This window comes from Shewanella sp. NIFS-20-20, assembly GCF_019209865.1.
Lineage (GTDB): Bacteria > Pseudomonadota > Gammaproteobacteria > Enterobacterales > Shewanellaceae > Shewanella.
Window position 1 is genome coordinate 1 of the sequence record NZ_JAHUTT010000055.1, and the last position, 16,332, is coordinate 16,332.

17 protein-coding genes are annotated in these 16,332 nt (G+C 49.0%); 12 read left to right on the forward strand and 5 right to left on the reverse strand.

Features of this window, described 5'->3' with window-relative positions; all coding sequences use genetic code 11:
- Window positions 1–150: 150 nt before the first annotated feature.
- Window positions 151–1,449: a phosphoribosylamine--glycine ligase gene (gene purD / locus KU855_RS15000; RefSeq protein WP_218531082.1), complete on the reverse strand. Its 1,299-nt coding sequence runs from the start codon at window positions 1,447–1,449 to the stop codon at window positions 151–153.
- 74 nt (window positions 1,450–1,523) lie between these two features.
- Window positions 1,524–3,113, reverse strand: coding sequence for a bifunctional phosphoribosylaminoimidazolecarboxamide formyltransferase/IMP cyclohydrolase (purH, locus tag KU855_RS15005; RefSeq protein WP_218531083.1), 1,590 nt, complete (start codon window positions 3,111–3,113; stop codon window positions 1,524–1,526).
- Between the two features lie 347 nt (window positions 3,114–3,460).
- Here purH and zntR point away from each other — a divergent pair, with 347 nt between their 5' ends.
- From zntR to KU855_RS15020, 3 genes are all read left to right on the forward strand, one after another.
- Entirely contained in the window at window positions 3,461–3,940 is a 480-nt protein-coding gene (gene zntR, locus KU855_RS15010; RefSeq protein ID WP_218531084.1) for a Zn(2+)-responsive transcriptional regulator, read from the forward strand.
- A 1-nt stretch (window position 3,941) separates the two neighbouring features.
- The gene (locus KU855_RS15015; protein ID WP_218531085.1) at window positions 3,942–5,186 is read left to right on the forward strand and encodes an SO_0444 family Cu/Zn efflux transporter; all 1,245 of its coding nucleotides are present in this window, start codon (window positions 3,942–3,944) and stop codon (window positions 5,184–5,186) included.
- 129 nt (window positions 5,187–5,315) lie between these two features.
- On the forward strand, window positions 5,316–5,876 hold the full coding sequence (locus KU855_RS15020; RefSeq protein WP_218531086.1) for an NnrU family protein: 561 nt from the start codon (window positions 5,316–5,318) through the stop codon (window positions 5,874–5,876).
- Here KU855_RS15020 and KU855_RS15025 read toward each other — a convergent pair.
- Window positions 5,846–6,664: a hypothetical protein gene (locus KU855_RS15025; protein WP_218531087.1), complete on the reverse strand. Its 819-nt coding sequence runs from the start codon at window positions 6,662–6,664 to the stop codon at window positions 5,846–5,848. The two genes, KU855_RS15020 and KU855_RS15025, sit on opposite strands and share 31 nt — an antisense overlap.
- 170 nt (window positions 6,665–6,834) lie before the next feature.
- Here KU855_RS15025 and KU855_RS15030 point away from each other — a divergent pair, with 170 nt between their 5' ends.
- The 3 genes from KU855_RS15030 (at window position 6,835) to KU855_RS18925 (ending at window position 8,428) form a co-directional block, all read left to right on the forward strand.
- Window positions 6,835–7,284, forward strand: coding sequence for a GNAT family N-acetyltransferase (locus KU855_RS15030; protein WP_218531088.1), 450 nt, complete (start codon window positions 6,835–6,837; stop codon window positions 7,282–7,284).
- A 479-nt stretch (window positions 7,285–7,763) separates the two neighbouring features.
- Window positions 7,764–7,961 (forward strand): hypothetical protein, encoded by a 198-nt coding sequence (locus tag KU855_RS18920; protein WP_256261055.1) that lies wholly within the window; start codon window positions 7,764–7,766, stop codon window positions 7,959–7,961.
- 188 nt (window positions 7,962–8,149) lie between these two features.
- Window positions 8,150–8,428, forward strand: a complete 279-nt coding sequence (locus KU855_RS18925; RefSeq protein WP_256261056.1) for a hypothetical protein — start codon at window positions 8,150–8,152, stop codon at window positions 8,426–8,428.
- A gap of 181 nt (window positions 8,429–8,609) precedes the next feature.
- Here KU855_RS18925 and KU855_RS15040 read toward each other — a convergent pair whose 3' ends face one another.
- Window positions 8,610–9,443, reverse strand: coding sequence for a mechanosensitive ion channel family protein (locus KU855_RS15040; RefSeq protein ID WP_218531089.1), 834 nt, complete (start codon window positions 9,441–9,443; stop codon window positions 8,610–8,612).
- Between the two features lie 152 nt (window positions 9,444–9,595).
- Between KU855_RS15040 and KU855_RS15045 the strand changes: the two genes are divergently transcribed.
- Entirely contained in the window at window positions 9,596–10,060 is a 465-nt protein-coding gene (locus KU855_RS15045; RefSeq protein WP_218531090.1) for a hypothetical protein, read from the forward strand.
- Window positions 10,061–10,100: 40 nt separating this feature from the next.
- Here the strand turns inward: KU855_RS15045 and KU855_RS15050 are convergent, their stop codons facing one another.
- Window positions 10,101–10,316 (reverse strand): YdcH family protein, encoded by a 216-nt coding sequence (locus tag KU855_RS15050; protein ID WP_218531091.1) that lies wholly within the window; start codon window positions 10,314–10,316, stop codon window positions 10,101–10,103.
- Between the two features lie 264 nt (window positions 10,317–10,580).
- Between KU855_RS15050 and udp the strand changes: the two genes are divergently transcribed.
- The 5 genes from udp (at window position 10,581) to uvrD (ending at window position 16,280) form a co-directional block, all read left to right on the forward strand.
- Window positions 10,581–11,339, forward strand: coding sequence for a uridine phosphorylase (udp, locus tag KU855_RS15055; RefSeq protein WP_218531092.1), 759 nt, complete (start codon window positions 10,581–10,583; stop codon window positions 11,337–11,339).
- A 136-nt stretch (window positions 11,340–11,475) separates the two neighbouring features.
- Window positions 11,476–11,931 carry an NfeD family protein gene (locus tag KU855_RS15060; protein WP_218531093.1) on the forward strand — a complete coding sequence of 152 codons (456 nt, stop codon included), beginning with the start codon at window positions 11,476–11,478 and terminating at the stop codon, window positions 11,929–11,931.
- A gap of 20 nt (window positions 11,932–11,951) precedes the next feature.
- Window positions 11,952–12,884: a slipin family protein gene (locus KU855_RS15065; RefSeq protein ID WP_218531094.1), complete on the forward strand. Its 933-nt coding sequence runs from the start codon at window positions 11,952–11,954 to the stop codon at window positions 12,882–12,884.
- A complete protein-coding gene (locus tag KU855_RS15070; protein ID WP_218531095.1) occupies window positions 12,881–13,810 on the forward strand; it encodes an SPFH domain-containing protein in 930 nt (309 codons plus the stop codon). The genes KU855_RS15065 and KU855_RS15070 overlap by 4 nt, the downstream gene beginning before the upstream one ends.
- A gap of 295 nt (window positions 13,811–14,105) precedes the next feature.
- A complete protein-coding gene (uvrD, locus tag KU855_RS15075; RefSeq protein ID WP_218531096.1) occupies window positions 14,106–16,280 on the forward strand; it encodes a DNA helicase II in 2,175 nt (724 codons plus the stop codon).
- The last annotated feature ends 52 nt before the right edge of the window (window positions 16,281–16,332 follow it).

The following is a 16,332-nucleotide window of genomic DNA, read 5'->3' on the forward strand; positions in this document are numbered from 1 at the left end:
GATATGAGTACGCGCCAAAGCTTCTGAAAGTTGCATAAAAAAATCCGATGACAAGGGGTCATCGGATTTTGATCCTTTCAGTGAGATCGTCAAGCGATCTGTCTTAACTGATCGGCATTAGGCGTTAGCCGGTTTTTATTCAGCGATAAATTAGCCTTGCTGTTCGCGAGCAATGGCGCGATAAGCAATATCGGTACGGAAATAAACATCGTCCCAGTGAATGGTTTCGACTAACTGATAGGCGGCGCGCTGCGCGTCAGTGACTGTGTTGCCAAGCGCGGTTGCACATAATACCCGGCCACCTTGGGTCAGTACGTGGCCATTGGCTAGCTCAGTGCCAGCATGGAAAACCTTAGCATCGTCATTGCCTAAACTTAGACCGTCAATGACATCTCCCTTGCGGTAGGCGTCTGGATAACCGCCGGCGGCTAACACGACGCCAACGGCGGCGCGGCTATCGTATTTCGCCGTTACCGTATCGAGTTCGCCACGGGTGGCGGCTAAGCATAATTGCACAAGATCAGACTGTAAGCGCATCATGATTGGCTGGGTTTCGGGGTCGCCAAAACGGCAATTATATTCCAGTACCTTGGCGCTGCCATCGGCGGCGATCATTAGGCCTGCATATAAGAAACCGGTATAGACATTGCCTTCGGCGGCCATGCCATCAACGGTGGGGCGAATAACGTTAGCCATGGTCCAGTCATGCACCGCTTGCGTGACGACAGGTGCAGGCGAATAGGCGCCCATGCCCCCAGTGTTGGGGCCATTGTCGCCGTTATCTCGCGCCTTGTGATCTTGGCTGGTGGCCATGGGCAGAATATTGTGGCCATCGACCATGACGATAAAGCTGGCTTCTTCTCCACTGAGAAACTCTTCGATGACGACTCGCGAGCCGGCATCGCCAAACTTGTTACCCGCCAGCATATCGTCGATGGCGGCATCGGCTTCGGCTTGATCTTGGGCAATAATCACCCCTTTACCTGCCGCCAGTCCGTCGGCTTTAATTACCACGGGATAACCTGTGCTGCTGGTTAATTCGCGCACATAAGCTTTGGCATCACTGATGTCGGTGCAGTTTTTATAACCGGCAGTAGGAATATGGTGGCGCGCCAGAAAATCTTTAGTAAAGGCTTTGGAACCTTCGAGTTGGGCGGCGGCCTGAGTCGGGCCGAAAATTGCTAAGCCGGCGGCATTAAAGGCATCAACAACACCTAACACCAAGGGGGCTTCAGGGCCAACAATGGTGAGCTCGATTTGATGGCTCTTGGCAAACGCCAGTAAGGCTGGGATATCGGTAGCGCTGATGGCGACGTTTTCGATATTAGGCTCTAAGGCAGTACCGGCGTTACCGGGGGCGACGAAGACAGTGTCTACTTGCGGCGATTGAGCGGCTTTCCAGGCTAAGGCATGCTCGCGGCCACCGCCACCAATGATCAATACTTTCATGGTTACACTCCCACAAATCGAAATGAATAAGGCCCTAAATGCTAGGGCCAAAGCTGTAGATTAGTTAACTGCTATTAATGTCGGAAATGACGCATGCCGGTAAATACCATGGCCATACCGTGTTCATCCGCGGCCGCGATAATCTCGTGGTCTCGCATCGATCCTCCCGGCTGGATAATGCAGCTAATTCCGGCCGCTGCCGCGGCATCGATACCATCTCGGAAAGGGAAGAAGGCGTCTGAGGCCATCACAGAGTTAACCACTTGCAGTCCTTCATCGGCGGCTTTAATCCCGGCAATTTTGGCGCTGTAGACTCGGCTCATTTGGCCGGCACCTACACCAATGGTCATGCCGTCTTTGGCGTAGACGATGGCGTTAGATTTAACGAATTTGGCGACCTTCCAGCAGAAGAGCAAGTCGTTTAATTCACTTGCCGTTGGTTGGCGTTTAGAGACAATCTTGATGTCATCGATCCCAATCTGGCCTTGATCTCGGTCTTGCACCAAGAGGCCGCCATTGACACGCTTATAATCAAGGCTTTGGGTTTTGTGTTGCCATTGACCACATTCAAGCAGGCGAACATTGGCTTTAGCTGCCACAACGTCGCGCGCCGCTTGGCTCACGCTAGGGGCAATAATCACTTCCACAAACTGGCGCTCGACAATAGCGCTGGCGGTGGCGGCATCTAATTCACCATTGAAGGCGATAATACCGCCAAAGGCGGAGGTGGGATCGGTTTGATAGGCGCGGTTGTAGGCGTCGAGCAAATCTTTGCCTAAAGCAACACCGCAAGGATTGGCGTGTTTAACAATAACGCATGCGGGCTGATCAAACTCTTTGACGCACTCTAGGGCGGCATCAGTATCGGCGATGTTGTTGTACGACAACGCCTTGCCTTGTAATTGTATCGCGGTCGCGACCGAGGCTTCATCGATGTGAGTGTCTACATAGAAGGCGGCGGCTTGATGGCTGTTTTCGCCATAGCGCAGATCTTGTTTTTTGACCCATTGGCGATTGTAAGTGCGTGGGAAGCGAGACTCAGCGGTACACTCATCTTGGCTATGTGCCGGCACCATGGTGCCAAAATAGTTGGCGATCATCCCATCATAGGCGGCGGTGTGTTCAAAGGCGGCAATGGCCAAGTCGAATCGGGTTTCTAGGGTGGTGCTACCTTGGTTCGCCAGCATTTCAGCAATGACACGATCATAATCATGAGCGTTGACGACTATGGTAGTGTCTTTGTGGTTTTTGGCGGTAGAGCGCACCATGGTTGGGCCACCAATATCGATATTTTCCACGGCATCAGCCAAGGTACAGCCGGCGTTGGCAACTGTGTCAGCAAAGGGATACAGGTTAACGGCTACTAAATCGATGGCTTGGATCTGCTGCTGTTCCATCACTTGCTCATCAATGCCGCGGCGAGCCAAAATGCCACCGTGAACCTTGGGATGAAGGGTTTTAACGCGACCATCCATAATTTCAGGGTGGCCTGTGTAGTCAGACACTTCAATCACAGGAATGTCATTATCGGCCAATAAGCGGGCGGTGCCGCCGGTCGACAGCAATTCTACGCCTTGAGCATGTAACGCCTTGGCGAATTCGAGGATACCAGTTTTGTCAGAAACGCTAAGCAGCGCGCGGCGAATGGGTCTGTGAGTCGTCATCTAGGTACAGGGTCCAGTGTTATTAGCTTTATGGGCGAGGCATTCACTTGAGCTGTGAATATCAAGGTTCTTTGGCAACACCACCGCATCGATGGTGTTGCAAAAGCGCCCTGATGTGCGGCGATAGGCTTGGTTGTCGCGCCCGTATGAAACAAGCGAGTTAAGCAATATCGTGCCGTTCGGGTCTCTGTGGCGCGTATTTTATATCAAGAGCCTTATGCTGAGGGTTTTTATGTGTAATTTCACAATATTGATATGCGAACAGATAAAAAACAAAATGATCCTTGACCTTGTATCTAACTCCAAGGTTTATACTCAGGATTGCAACGACCAGCGTGGGTAAGAAAATGTATAAGATTGGAGAATTGGCCAGCCTCTGCCACATTAAAACAGATACCTTGAGGTTCTACGAAAAGCATGGCTTGCTCACGCCTAGTGAGCGTTCTGAGGCTGGCTATCGACTCTATACGGCTCAAGATGCTGAGCGGTTACAGTTTATTTTGCGCGCCAAAGCCGTTGGCTTTAGCTTGTCGGAGATAAACGAGTTGCTGTCGATTGATTTGGATCGTTCGCACTGGCAGTGCGTTGACGTGAAAGCGGTGGTGGATACTAAGTTGGCTCAAGTGACCGCTAAAATTCAAGAGTTACAACACTTTAAAGACTCACTCAACAAACTTTCTGAGTCTTGCTGTGGTGGTCCAGAAAGTGCTGAGTGCTGCTCAATCTTAGAGGCATTAGAATCGGCCACCGGTGAAATCAAACCCGAAAACCATGGTGACTGTGAGCATGATTGCCACCCAGTAGCCATTAAGACCCAAGAGGCTTGAGATGTTATTTGAGAATTTTTTACACCTCTTTTTAGAGTCGGCCCCTTGGCTGTTATTAGGCTTGATATTGGCCGGGTTGCTCAGTGTGTTTGTGCCCATGAGTTGGATGCATCAACAACTGGGGGGCCATGGCCTTAAAGCGACCATTAAGGCCGCCTTGTTAGGGGCGCCTTTACCCTTGTGTTCTTGCGGGGTAATTCCTGCCGCCGTCGGCTTACGACGTGCGGGTGCCTCTAAAGCCGCGACCACCTCATTTTTGGTGTCGACCCCAGAAACCGGGGTAGATTCTGTCAGTGTTTCTTACGTATTGCTCGGGCCTTTTATGGCGATAGTGCGGCCGCTAGCGGCAGTGATCAGTGCTATCGTCGCTGGCATGTTAGTCGGGCGCGATGATGAGTCGCCGCTCCCCTCTGCACCGACAGCGAGTAATGCCGCGAAACCGGTGCCGACCTTTACCAAGGTGGAGACGACTAATCGCCAGCTATTGACGGCGCCATCAGTCCCTGCGTCATCTTGTTGCTCGCCTGCCGCCAATGCCGTCGCGCCTCAGGTGGCGAGCTGCTGTCATAGCCAAAGTGCGCCGCAATCTGCCAAAATAAAGCCGGCTCAGGTAGCGCAAGGCCAAGCTGGCGGCTGCTGCAGTAGTGCGAGCGATACTGTCACGCCGCCACTGTCAGTCTTCGATAAGGTGATGAAGGGCTTAACATATGCTGCGACCGACTTGGTGCGCGATACCACCTTGTGGTTATTAGTGGGCTTATTCTTTGCCGCTTTAGTACAAACTTATGTGCCTGCCGACTTCTTGATGAAATGGGGGGATGGTGTGCTCGCCATGTTAGTGATGATGTTAGTGTCAGTGCCTATGTATATCTGCGCAACGGCATCGACTCCCATCGCCGCTGGTTTATTATTAGCAGGGATCTCTCCCGGAGCCGTCTTAGTGTTTATGCTGGCGGGACCGGCCACCAATATCGCCACCTTAGGGGTAGTCGTTAAAGAGCTGGGCAAACGGGCTTTATACGCCTATCTCGGCGGGGTGTTAGGCGTCGCGTTAGTGTCGGGTATCTTGGTAAATTATGTGGTTGAACGCTTTGGCATTGAAGTGATGCCACAAATTGGCGAACAGCATCAGTTGTTGCCTGAATGGTTAGTGGCTGCCAGTGGCTTATTGCTCGGTGGCTTGATGTTACGGGTGTTATGGCAAAAACTGCCATTTACCAATAATCATAAAGATTGTTGCTCTTAAGCTGAGATCCCCCGCGATGAATGGCGCCTCCCGAGTGAGGCGCCTTTTTATTGGTTGAAAAATAGACTTGAGTTCACGCCTTGGCTGTGGTCACTTAGGGCATCTCTAATAAAAACATAAGGAAACATCATGGAATGGCTCATTGTCGGGGTATTGATTTGGTCCGTAGTTCATCTGTCGCTCGCGCTCGCCCCTAAGGTCACTGCCGGGCTCAAGCAATCCTTAGGTGCGGCTCTGTTTAAGGCAATCTTTGCGGGACTCATTTTGCTTGGCTTGGCCTGTATTGTGTTTGGCTGGCGCGCGAGCCGACCTGAGCTGCTGTGGTATTTCTCATGGGCGCCTCATGCAACATCGTTACTGATGCTGGTGGCGTTTATTGTGTTTGGTACTGCCATGTACCCCTCGCGATTGCAACGGTTCGTGCGCCATCCGATGCTAACCGCAGTGATCATTTGGTCTGGCGCCCATTTATTGGCCAATGGTGACAGCCGTTCTGTGATCTTATTTGGTGGGCTCGGCTTGTGGGCCATATTAGACATTATTTTGATTAATCGTCGCGATGGCAAACCAGCAGTAAAAGCGCCCGGAAGCTGGTTGCGTGAAGTGCGGGGCTTGGTGATTTCATTAGTGATATTTGTGGCGGTGGTTTTTTTACATCCTTACTTTGCCGGGGTTTCGGTAGCCGGATAAGTCACTGCGCCGCCGCATCGGTGTTGCTGCTGATATAGCCAATGGGTTTTGGTGCTATTGATGGGCCCTTGCCACGCGCTCATAGTGGCGAGGGTCTCTAGGATTAAATAGGCAGATTGCAGGGTTTCGGTATCTAGTTTGTGATGCTTGTTGTTAATTTTAAATGAGATTTCACTGAGGAGCGGCGGGTGATTATTTCCTAGGCTCCACAAGGTTAGGCTAAATTTGAGGCGATGTTTGCCTAAGGGCAATACCGGCCCTTGATACACTGACTGTTGTAATCCTGTCTGCGTGATGGGCAATAAGGCGAGCTCGGCGGCATCCCTAATCGCTGCAATGCGTCCGAGGGCAGGAAATTGTTGGATAAGCTCCGCAATAGTTGCGGGCATTTTTTGTTGTGGCAATGATTGGCTAATGCCATAAATTGTATGCAATTGCGGTTTAGCTAGGACATCGGCTTGCATCACTCCAGATGCCATTAACGGCGATAGCTTGAGTTGCTGCGGATACACACTGCGCTGCTTGATGGTGAGTTGCCAGTGCTGATGATGCATGCGGTGACGGACGATGATCCCTTGTTGTTTCAAGAGACAGTCCTTGGTGTCATAGTAATTAATCCCCCCTTGATCCGCTAAGCTGAGTTGACCATCTAGCTTACCTAACGAAGATAATTGGTGGGTTAACGCCGCTTGGTAGTCTTGGATTTGTAGTCGAGAGTTGAAGGCTGATGGTGCCAACAGTTGTTTAAATTCATAGGACTCAGATGGAGGAGTTTCTGCCGCTAACACTTTGATTATTAGACAGTACCAGACTATCAATGGCCCGCGAATGAGCGTTATTATTAGGCTTGGCATTGTGTTGTCACTCAGTAAAAGCATCCTAATCATTTAAGGCGGCTTTAATTGATTTGTAAAGACAGCGCGATTTGTTTTAACCCACCAACGTAGAGAGCGTATTCATGTGGAAACTCGCACCATTTGACCAGTTATCGGTACAAACCTTGTATCAATTGCTCAAGTTAAGAGTCGATGTATTTGTGGTCGAGCAAGCTTGTGCTTATCCAGAGCTCGATGGCAAAGATATGTTGGCAGAGGCGCGCCATCTTTGGTTTGAAACTGATGACGGCGATATTCTGGCATATGCGCGGATATTGCCAGCCGGTGCCGGCTACGACCATCCGGCCATTGGTCGAGTGATCGTGGCGTCAGCGGCTAGAGGGTTAAGCCTAGGCCAACAATTGATGAAGCAAGCGATTGGCTATTGCCAGCAAGCATGGCCACACACTCCGATTGATATCGGTGCCCAACATTATTTGTTAACGTTTTATCAAGGGTTAGGTTTTACTCCCATATCTGAGGTGTATCTAGAGGACGATATCCCACATATCGATATGCGCCGGTTACCGTAGAGAGTGTGATTGCCTCAGGAACCTCAAGGAGGAGTTTCATGTGGCTTGCGATCTTGCTCTTGCCAATGATTAGTTGATATCAGTCATAAGCACTATGATGGTGGGTTAGGCGCTACGGTTTACTATGGGTGAAAATACATGAAACAATTGCAAATGCTGTGGGTGCTAGCCAGCTGTGCGGGGTGACTTAGTGGCTGCGGTGGCAGCAGTAGCGACAGTGATCCCTCCTCCAGCCCGGCAGGTCGCTTTAGCCTTGGGATCTCTGATAATCCGGCTTCCGTTCAGGGAGTGACTATTGCCATTAAACAAGTGGTATTAAAAGTTGGGAGGGTACCTATTCATTCGATGTCTTAGCTAACGCTCAATCCGTACCGGTAGACTTACGCGATGATCAAGGGGCTGATGTCGCCTTATTGGGGAATGATCAGCAACTGCCTTTTGGTGAATACTAAATGTGTATTGGCATGGAAAACCGTGAGGTGACAGCTACGACTAGCTCATTTGTGAAGGATGGCAATGACCTCGACTGGGGGGGAGTCACCAATAGCCATGGCAGTTGTGGTGTTACTGGTGCAGATGACGATGATTCGGGGCGACGGTTCTTCAAGCAAAAGTTCGTTATTGCGGCCGGCGCAAATGACTATGTTGCCGAATTTGATTTAGCGAAAGTATTGTAAAGACCTCTTGTAATAAAGATGACTACACGCTAAAACCAACGGCGGTGCAGCTTGTCAATCTTGATGATGTGGGGAGTATTGAAGGGTAAGTCACTGACGAATTTATAGCTCAGTGCGAGGCTGATGCTGCTGGTTCAGAGTTCAGCGCCGCGGTGTATTTATTTCCACCAGATATTGCATTAAGCAATATGAGTGATTTCTGCCCCAGTGTAAATGCCCCCAATGTATTGCCTCTGGCATCAGCTAAAGTCAATGTGGAGCTAAATTCGGGTTTACATGAATACGAATTTGGCTTTGTTAATCCTGCGCGTTACAGTCTTGGCTATACCTGTGTGGCTCAACATGATGATCCTGACTCAGCGCATAATGCCGATGATAATATTGCAACGTTTAAGATATTTGCCGATGCGCAGAATGTATTGGTGACTGCCGATCAAGATAGTGTGCAAAATTTTCCGGTGAACTAAGTACTTAACCAAGGTCAGCCGATAACTCGTTAAGAGTAAAAATAGCCTTCTCAATGAAGGCTATTTTTTGGCTGATAACGGAGGACATCAATCGATGTTGGCAAACGGTTCAATGGCTAAGTTCGCGCCGCTGATTTCTTTAACCTCTCGCTATCATCCATCATGGCGCGAACGGCGCGCTTCAAGATTGCAGATGAATTTCACGTATTGGGCAGGCTAACGCAATATTGGCTTGTTTAAGTTGGTGTAATAATTTGGCATTCACTAAATACTTATCTTGGTAATAATTCGGAGTCTTTACAAAATATCGTACCCCGAGTTCGGCGCCAAAATTGGTCAGGTTATTTACGCCGACCTGAAACGCCGGTTGCTGACATACCTCATCTATTTGGGATAAGCATCGATTCAAAAGTGCTGTCACCTCATCGATATCTTGGTCATAACTGATAATAAAATGGCTTTCGACCAAACGACACTCAAACGAGTTGTGCAAAATGTCACCAATGATCATTTTGTTAGGAATCGTGATTTGCTCACCTTGTTCATTAGTCAATACGGTCATGCCGAGACGAATATCTTGCACTATGCCACTGACGCCTTTGACTTCAATGGTATTACCTATCACAAAGGGGCGAGTGACGATTAAGGTGACTCCGGCGGCATAGTTAGACAACATGCCTTGGATGGCCAATCCGGCGCCCAAAGAAGCGGCGCCGATAGCGGCCACCATCGGGGTAATGCTAATCCCGAGCTTGCCTAGCACAATGATCACTACCATCACGATAACAATGATGCGGACTAGGTTGCTGACAAAGTTGCCTAAGGTGACGTCAATTTGATGCTTTTCAAATTGCCGAGTCACTACCTTGCCGAGCTTGTTGGCGAGCCACAGCCCAAGCAAGAAAATAATACCCGCGCCAATCAGCTGAAAACTGTACTGCACTAAAAATTCGGTAATGTATTGATATACATTCTGTAATTGATTCAATTCTTGTTGTAGCTGTTCGCTTGGCATGACCGTTCCCTTGTTAACCGCGTTAGTTGCATTCTACGGTGATGAGGTCATAAATGTTAAGTGATCTTTCTCTCGTTTTTATGCCGGCCTTAATGGTGAAATCAGGGGACTGAGGTATGTTGATGGCTGAGAAAAAATCTTAGGAATTAGCTATGTTAAAGCGGATATGTGCATTGAGCTTGTTGTGTGTGAGCCAGTTTTCTATGGCGGCCGAAATAAAAGAAGGCAGCTCGATCGCGGCCACAGGGTTATTAGATCAACACGAACAAGTGCAGCAAATCAATCAAGACAGTCGGTATTTGTTGTTTAGTCGCGGGATGAAAGGTGGTGAAGTGATCCAAGCGGCCTTTGAGCAATCAGAGGCACTAGCGAACTCAAAGCAGGTCTTGTATGTGGCTGATATTAGCGGTATGCCTGGCTTAATATCTAAATTTGTGGCCATTCCACGAATGCAAGACTTGCCGTATGCGGTCGCGCTTGATCTTGAAGGTGTGCAAACGGTTGATTTTCCAGTAGAGAAAGATAAGGCCACCATCATTACCTTGAATAACTTAGTGGTGACCAATATCCAGTTTGTTGACTCAAGCGAGCAAATCATTGCTGCGGTGAAATTATAAACTTGTGGTGCCGCGAATATTCGCGGCGCCCAGCGCTGTTTTATGCCGTTTCATGCTGTTTTAGCATGACCAATATCTCTTCCTTTAGTGCCAGTTTACGTAATTTCTTGGCGTGTAACTCGTCGGCAAAATCCGCCGGATGGTTTTCTATGTTATTGATCTCATGGTCTAACTGATTATGTTCATCGAAGATCTTTTGAAAGTGATGATTGCTTACTTTAAGCTCAGAAATTAAGTCGCGATACTGTGGGAACATAGTGGAATCCTATCTATTTTACGTGGCTATTAATACTCACACTACCTGCTCATCACCCTCAATTCCGTGATCTCGGTCATGTTTTGCGCGAAGTTGGTTAACAAAATATTCATTATTCGTTAATGGCTGTGATGCCTGCAAACTGGATTGAGCTCACAGTTGACAGAATCGCGTTTTGTGACAAAGCTAACTTTTCTCGAAAGGTATCTTAGCTAACGTGTAAGATATTGGAATTTTCCATCATAACGGTAAGAGGCTTACAAAATGGCTGATGTATTTCATCTAGGCTTGACCAAGCAAATGTTAGATGGTGCGAGTTTAGCAATCGTGCCTGGCGATCCTGAACGAGTGAAGCGAATTGCAGAAACGATGGACAAGCCGGTGTTTTTGGCGAGTCACAGGGAGTACACCAGCTACCTAGGTTATTTAAATGGTCAGGCCGTGGTCGTTTGTTCAACCGGTATTGGTGGGCCTTCGACCTCCATTGCCGTGGAAGAATTGGCGCAATTAGGGGTGACCACCTTTTTGCGTGTTGGCACCACTGGCGCAATTCAGCCCCATGTTAATGTTGGTGATGTGATTGTGACGCAAGCCTCGGTAAGACTCGATGGGGCCAGTTTGCACTTTGCGCCGATGGAGTTCCCCGCCGTTGCCGACTTTAGCTGTACTACCGCGATGGTCGCCGCTTGTCGTGATGCTGGGCTGGAGCCTCATATTGGTATCACTGCGTCATCAGACACCTTTTATCCTGGCCAAGAGCGCTACGACACTGTCAGTGGCCGCGTGACCCGCCGCTTTAAGGGGTCGATGCAAGAATGGCAAGACATGGGCGTATTGAACTACGAGATGGAGTCTGCCACTTTATTTACCATGTGCGCCTCGCAAGGTTGGCGTGCCGCTTGTGTCGCGGGCGTCATCGTTAATCGCACGCAGCAGGAAATCCCTGATGAAGCGAGCATGAAGAAAACAGAATCACATGCGGTGAACATCGTTGTTGATGCCGCTCGAAAACTACTCGCATAAATCACTAGCTTGTTACTAAAGGCACCCTCGGGTGCCTTTTTGCTATCTCATAAAGCGCTTGCAGAAACTATGGGGCTTGTGACATATTATGTCAGTTGTTGTGATTTTGTTGCCAACTGGGCGTGGAGGTGCTGCCATGGTTCAAGCTGAATTTATCTGGATGGGGGTCGGTATTGGCCTGATCCTCGCTGAGATCATTGTCCCAGGCGGTATCGTTATCTTGCTTGGACTCGCTTGTCTGATCGTCGCCGCTGCAGTCTGGCTAGGCTTAGTCGTTGGTTTGGCGCCGAGTTTTACCTTGTGGTTTATTGTCTCTATCGTATTGCTGCTGGGCTTTCGACAGGTCACTCAACAGTGGATTGGCGGCGATGCCCATGTCGATAATACTGATGAAGCCCTTGATATATACAACCAGCTTGCTGAGGTGATTGCCACCATTGGTCCAGGTGAATCCCAGGGGCGGATTGAATTTCAAGGTAGCCAGTGGCCAGCTCTTGGCGATGGCAGTGAAATTACTGTGGGTACTAAGGTGAGAGTTATTTGTCGTGAAAATATTGCGCTCGTGGTTGAGCCTGTCACTACTACAGAATAATAAATACTGAGGACACATCTATGCTGACTTTTACGGTTCTGTTTCTACTTTTGATTTTTATTATCTATAAATGGATTTTGATCGTGCCAATGCGTGATGTGCATGTGATTGAACGCCTTGGTAAGTTCCGCACGGTTTTGGCACCTGGTTTTCATTTCTTAATTCCTTTTGTTGATAGAGTGGCCTACCGTCATGACACCCGCGAGCAGGTGCTGGACGTACCGCCTCAATCGTGTATTTCAAAAGATAATACCCAGTTGGAGGTGGATGGACTGGTGTACCTTAAGGTGATGGATGGCAAAGAGGCCAGTTATGGGATTGAAGATTATCGATTGGCCGCGGTCAATTTAGCGCAAACCACTATGCGTTCTGAGATTGGTAAATTAACCTTAAGTGAAACCTTCTCTGAGCGCGATAAACTCAATGAATCGATTGTCCGCGAAATCGATAAAGCATCGGCGCCTTGGGGGATCAAGGTATTGCGGTATGAACTGAAAAATATTACCCCATCAAGACACGTGATCCACACCTTAGAAAAACAGATGGAAGCCGAGCGCCGTAAGCGCGCCGAAATCACCTTAGCCAATGCCGAAAAAGCCGCCATGATTAACCTTTCTGAAGGCGAACGCCAAGAGGCGATTAATATCTCCGAAGGCCAAAAGCAAAAGCGAATAAATGAAGCCAAAGGGACAGCGCAAGAAATTAAAATTGTTGCCGACGCCCAAGCGCAAGGGTTGGCAATGGTGGCTGAAGCCTTGACCCATAGTGGTGCGCAAGCGGCGATGGATATGCAGCTTAAACAACAGTTTATTGATGAGTTTGGCAAAGTTATTGCCATTGCAGATGTCTCAGTAGTGCCTGCTGAATTAGCTAAAATTGAAGGTTTCTTTACTGGCGTCGAACAGGTGTCAGCCAATATTGCAGCCAATAAAGACATGGGGACACGCGCATGAATATGAATAATCTTGATCCAGATATGGTGGTCATGGGCATATGGGGACTGATTTTCCTCGTCGTCTTAGTTAAATTATTTCAATCAATTCGGTTGGTACCGACCAAATCGGCCTACGTGGTCGAGCGCCTAGGTAAATATCACAATACCTTAGATGCTGGTTTTCATGCGCTAGTGCCCTTTATTGATAAGGTTGCCTATATCCATGATTTAAAAGAAGAGACTATTGATGTTCCGCCGCAAGAGTGTTTTTCCAGTGATGAAGTCAACGTGGTGGTCGATGGGGTGATCTACATCTCGGTGGTGGACGCGGTCAAAGCTAGCTATGGCGTCATCGATTATCGTTTTGCGGCGATTCAATTAGCGCAAACCACCACGCGCTCGGTAATTGGTACTTTAGACTTGGATAGAACCTTTGAAGAGCGTGACGTGATATCCGCGAAAGTGGTCGAAGTATTAGATCAAGCCGGCGCCTTGTGGGGCATTAGGGTGCACCGCTACGAAATTAAGAATATTTCGCCACCAGAAACAGTGCGTAATGCCATGGAAATGCAAGTCAATGCCGAGCGAGAACGTCGCGCGTTATTGGCCAAAAGTGAAGGTGACAAACAAAGTAAAATTAATCGTTCTGAGGGGATAAAGGCCGAAATGGTCAATATTTCTGAGGGGGAAATGCAACGTCGAATTAATGAGGCGGAAGGTCAGGCGGAAGAAATCTTGCAACTGGCAGCCGCTACCGCCGATTCGATTAAAACCTTGGCTTCTGCGATTGCCGCGCCCGGCGGTCAGCAAGCGTTGCGTTTGCAATTGGCTGAACAATATTTGCAGCAACTACAAGGGCTTGCGAAAAAAGGTACTCGCGTCGTTCTGCCCAATGACCTGACTAATTTTGGCCAATGGATGCAAGGGCCTGAATTGCGTAAATAAGCGCCATCCTCCTCCCGCCAGTCCACCTTAGCGCCAGCATAGTTCACTATGCTGGCGCGATTATTTTGCCGATGGCGCAAGCGCAGCGACGGACACTGGCTAATGGCCTTAAGCCTTGTCGCGGCATTGGTCATCCTCATCTACCACTGGCCTCACTTTCGCCGTCTTAGCTGATTCACGAACCGACTCCAATGCGCGCACTCGTGCCGAGTATGAGTCAGCCTCACGCTGCTGAAGCAAGCATCTTGATGCTGTTTGGGGTTATAATGATGCCTCATTTTTCTGGGAGGCTAGAATGGACGTATCTTCATTACTGGACGGATTAAACGATAATCAACGACAAGCGGTGGCGGCACCTCAGTCAAGCATGCTGGTGTTGGCTGGCGCGGGCAGTGGTAAAACTCGGGTATTGACCCATAGAATCGCTTGGTTGATGCAAGTCGAAAATCAAAGTCCTTACTCCATTCTGGCGGTTACCTTTACCAATAAAGCCGCGGCAGAAATGCGTGAGCGCGTTGAGAAAGTGGTCGGCAACAACATAGGTCGGATGTGGATTGGTACCTTTCATGGCTTAGCGCATCGTTTGTTGCGCACACATTGGCAAGACGCAGGCTTACCGCAGAACTTCCAAATTATTGATTCAGATGACCAGTTGCGGCTGATTAAGCGCTTGTTAAAAAGCCTTAACTTGGATGAGAAGCAGTATCCGCCCCGCATGGTAAGTGGCTATATCAATGGCAAGAAAGATCAAGGGTTACGTCCAAGTCACATCGATGCCGGTGGCTTTCCAATTGAGCAGACCTTGTTACAGCTGTATACCGCTTACCAAGAGGCCTGTGATCGGGCTGGTCTTGTTGATTTTGCAGAGATTTTGTTACGAGCCCATGAGCTGTGGCTAAATAAACCTCACTTGCTGGCCCACTATCAAGATAGGTTCCGCCATATCTTAGTGGACGAATTTCAAGACACCAATGCTATCCAATATGCGTGGATCCGTGTGCTCGCTGGCGCCAATGCCAATGTGATGATCGTTGGTGACGATGATCAGTCGATTTATGGCTGGCGTGGCGCGCAGGTGGAGAACTTACACCGTTTCTTGGGAGATTTCCCGAGTGCGCAAACCATTCGTTTGGAGCAAAATTATCGCTCTACTGCCAATATCCTTAATGCCTCGAATGAGTTAATTGCCAATAACCCCGATCGGATGGGCAAGAAGCTGTGGACGGAAGGTAAGGACGGTGAGCTAATTTCCCTCTATTGTGCCTTTAACGAAATGGATGAGGCGCGTTATATCGTTGGTCGGATTAATGACTGGCACGATCAGGGCGGCAGTTTGAGTGACTGCGCTATCTTGTATCGTTCCAACGCTCAGTCGCGGGTACTCGAAGAAGCCTTATTGCATAAAGGCTTAGCTTATCGCATCTATGGTGGCTTGCGCTTCTTCGAGCGCCAAGAGATTAAAGATGCTATGGCCTATTTACGTTTGATTTCTAATCATGATGATGACGCGGCTTTTGAGCGGGTGGTCAACACGCCTGCGCGTGGCATCGGTGATCGCACCTTAGATATTTTACGGACCACGGCTCGTCAGCACAGTATTACCTTATGGCAGGCCTGTCAGCGTTTATTGGAAGAACAAGTGCTGGCAGGGCGCGCGGCGAATTCAGTGCGTGGCTTTATGGATCTGGTGATCCAAATGCAGCAAGATACCGAAGAAATGCCTTTGTACCGCATGACAGATAGCGTGATCCAGCAATCTGGCTTGCAGGCCATGTATGCCGCCGAAAAGGGCGAAAAAGCTCACGCCCGAGTTGAAAACTTACAGGAATTAGTCACTGCCGCGCGCAGCTTTGAAATGCCGGACGAGCTGGAAGATATGGGCGAGTTGAATGCCTTTTTATCCCATGCTGCATTAGAAGCAGGTGAAGGACAAGCCGACGCCTTTACCGATGCGGTGCAGTTAATGACCTTGCACTCAGCCAAGGGCTTAGAATTCCCCGTGGTGTTTATGGCAGGGGTTGAAGAAGGACTCTTTCCAAGTCAAATGGCGATCGAGGAAGGGGACCGTCTCGATGAAGAGCGGCGTCTGTGTTATGTGGGAATGACCCGAGCGATGGAGAAGCTGTTCATCAGCTATGCGGAATCACGGCGCATTTATGGCCGCGAGACCTATGGCCGGCCTTCGCGTTTTATTAAAGAAATCCCGAGCCAATATTTGCAGGAAATTCGCCTCAAAGCACAAGTTGCCTCGCCGATGAGTCATCAACGAAATAGTCAAATGACCCGTTCGAGCATGGTCAATGACAGTGGCTTTACCCTAGGGCAAAGAGTTAAGCACCATAAATTTGGTGAAGGAAAAATCACTAACGTTGAAGGCAGTGGCCCCCAAGGTCGGGTGCAGGTTAACTTTGATGATGTTGGTAGCAAGTGGTTAATGTTGGCCTATGCCAAATTAGAAGCGGTATCTTAGCGTTGCAGCGCTAAAATCAGGGACATAAGTCAGGGCGATAGACCCATAACAA

What these genes read in the sequence shown, in the direction of transcription:
- purD (WP_218531082.1), bottom strand. Translation starts at nt 1,449, where the DNA reads ATGAAAGTATTGATCATTGGTGGCGGTGGCCGCGAGCATGCCTTAGCC.
- purH (WP_218531083.1), bottom strand. Translation starts at nt 3,113, where the DNA reads ATGACGACTCACAGACCCATTCGCCGCGCGCTGCTTAGCGTTTCTGAC.
- zntR (WP_218531084.1), top strand. Translation starts at nt 3,461, where the DNA reads ATGTATAAGATTGGAGAATTGGCCAGCCTCTGCCACATTAAAACAGAT.
- KU855_RS15015 (WP_218531085.1), top strand. Translation starts at nt 3,942, where the DNA reads ATGTTATTTGAGAATTTTTTACACCTCTTTTTAGAGTCGGCCCCTTGG.
- KU855_RS15020 (WP_218531086.1), top strand. Translation starts at nt 5,316, where the DNA reads ATGGAATGGCTCATTGTCGGGGTATTGATTTGGTCCGTAGTTCATCTG.
- KU855_RS15030 (WP_218531088.1), top strand. Translation starts at nt 6,835, where the DNA reads ATGTGGAAACTCGCACCATTTGACCAGTTATCGGTACAAACCTTGTAT.
- KU855_RS18925 (WP_256261056.1), top strand. Translation starts at nt 8,150, where the DNA reads ATGAGTGATTTCTGCCCCAGTGTAAATGCCCCCAATGTATTGCCTCTG.
- KU855_RS15040 (WP_218531089.1), bottom strand. Translation starts at nt 9,443, where the DNA reads ATGCCAAGCGAACAGCTACAACAAGAATTGAATCAATTACAGAATGTA.
- KU855_RS15045 (WP_218531090.1), top strand. Translation starts at nt 9,596, where the DNA reads ATGTTAAAGCGGATATGTGCATTGAGCTTGTTGTGTGTGAGCCAGTTT.
- KU855_RS15050 (WP_218531091.1), bottom strand. Translation starts at nt 10,316, where the DNA reads ATGTTCCCACAGTATCGCGACTTAATTTCTGAGCTTAAAGTAAGCAAT.
- udp (WP_218531092.1), top strand. Translation starts at nt 10,581, where the DNA reads ATGGCTGATGTATTTCATCTAGGCTTGACCAAGCAAATGTTAGATGGT.
- KU855_RS15060 (WP_218531093.1), top strand. Translation starts at nt 11,476, where the DNA reads ATGGTTCAAGCTGAATTTATCTGGATGGGGGTCGGTATTGGCCTGATC.
- KU855_RS15065 (WP_218531094.1), top strand. Translation starts at nt 11,952, where the DNA reads ATGCTGACTTTTACGGTTCTGTTTCTACTTTTGATTTTTATTATCTAT.
- KU855_RS15070 (WP_218531095.1), top strand. Translation starts at nt 12,881, where the DNA reads ATGAATATGAATAATCTTGATCCAGATATGGTGGTCATGGGCATATGG.
- uvrD (WP_218531096.1), top strand. Translation starts at nt 14,106, where the DNA reads ATGGACGTATCTTCATTACTGGACGGATTAAACGATAATCAACGACAA.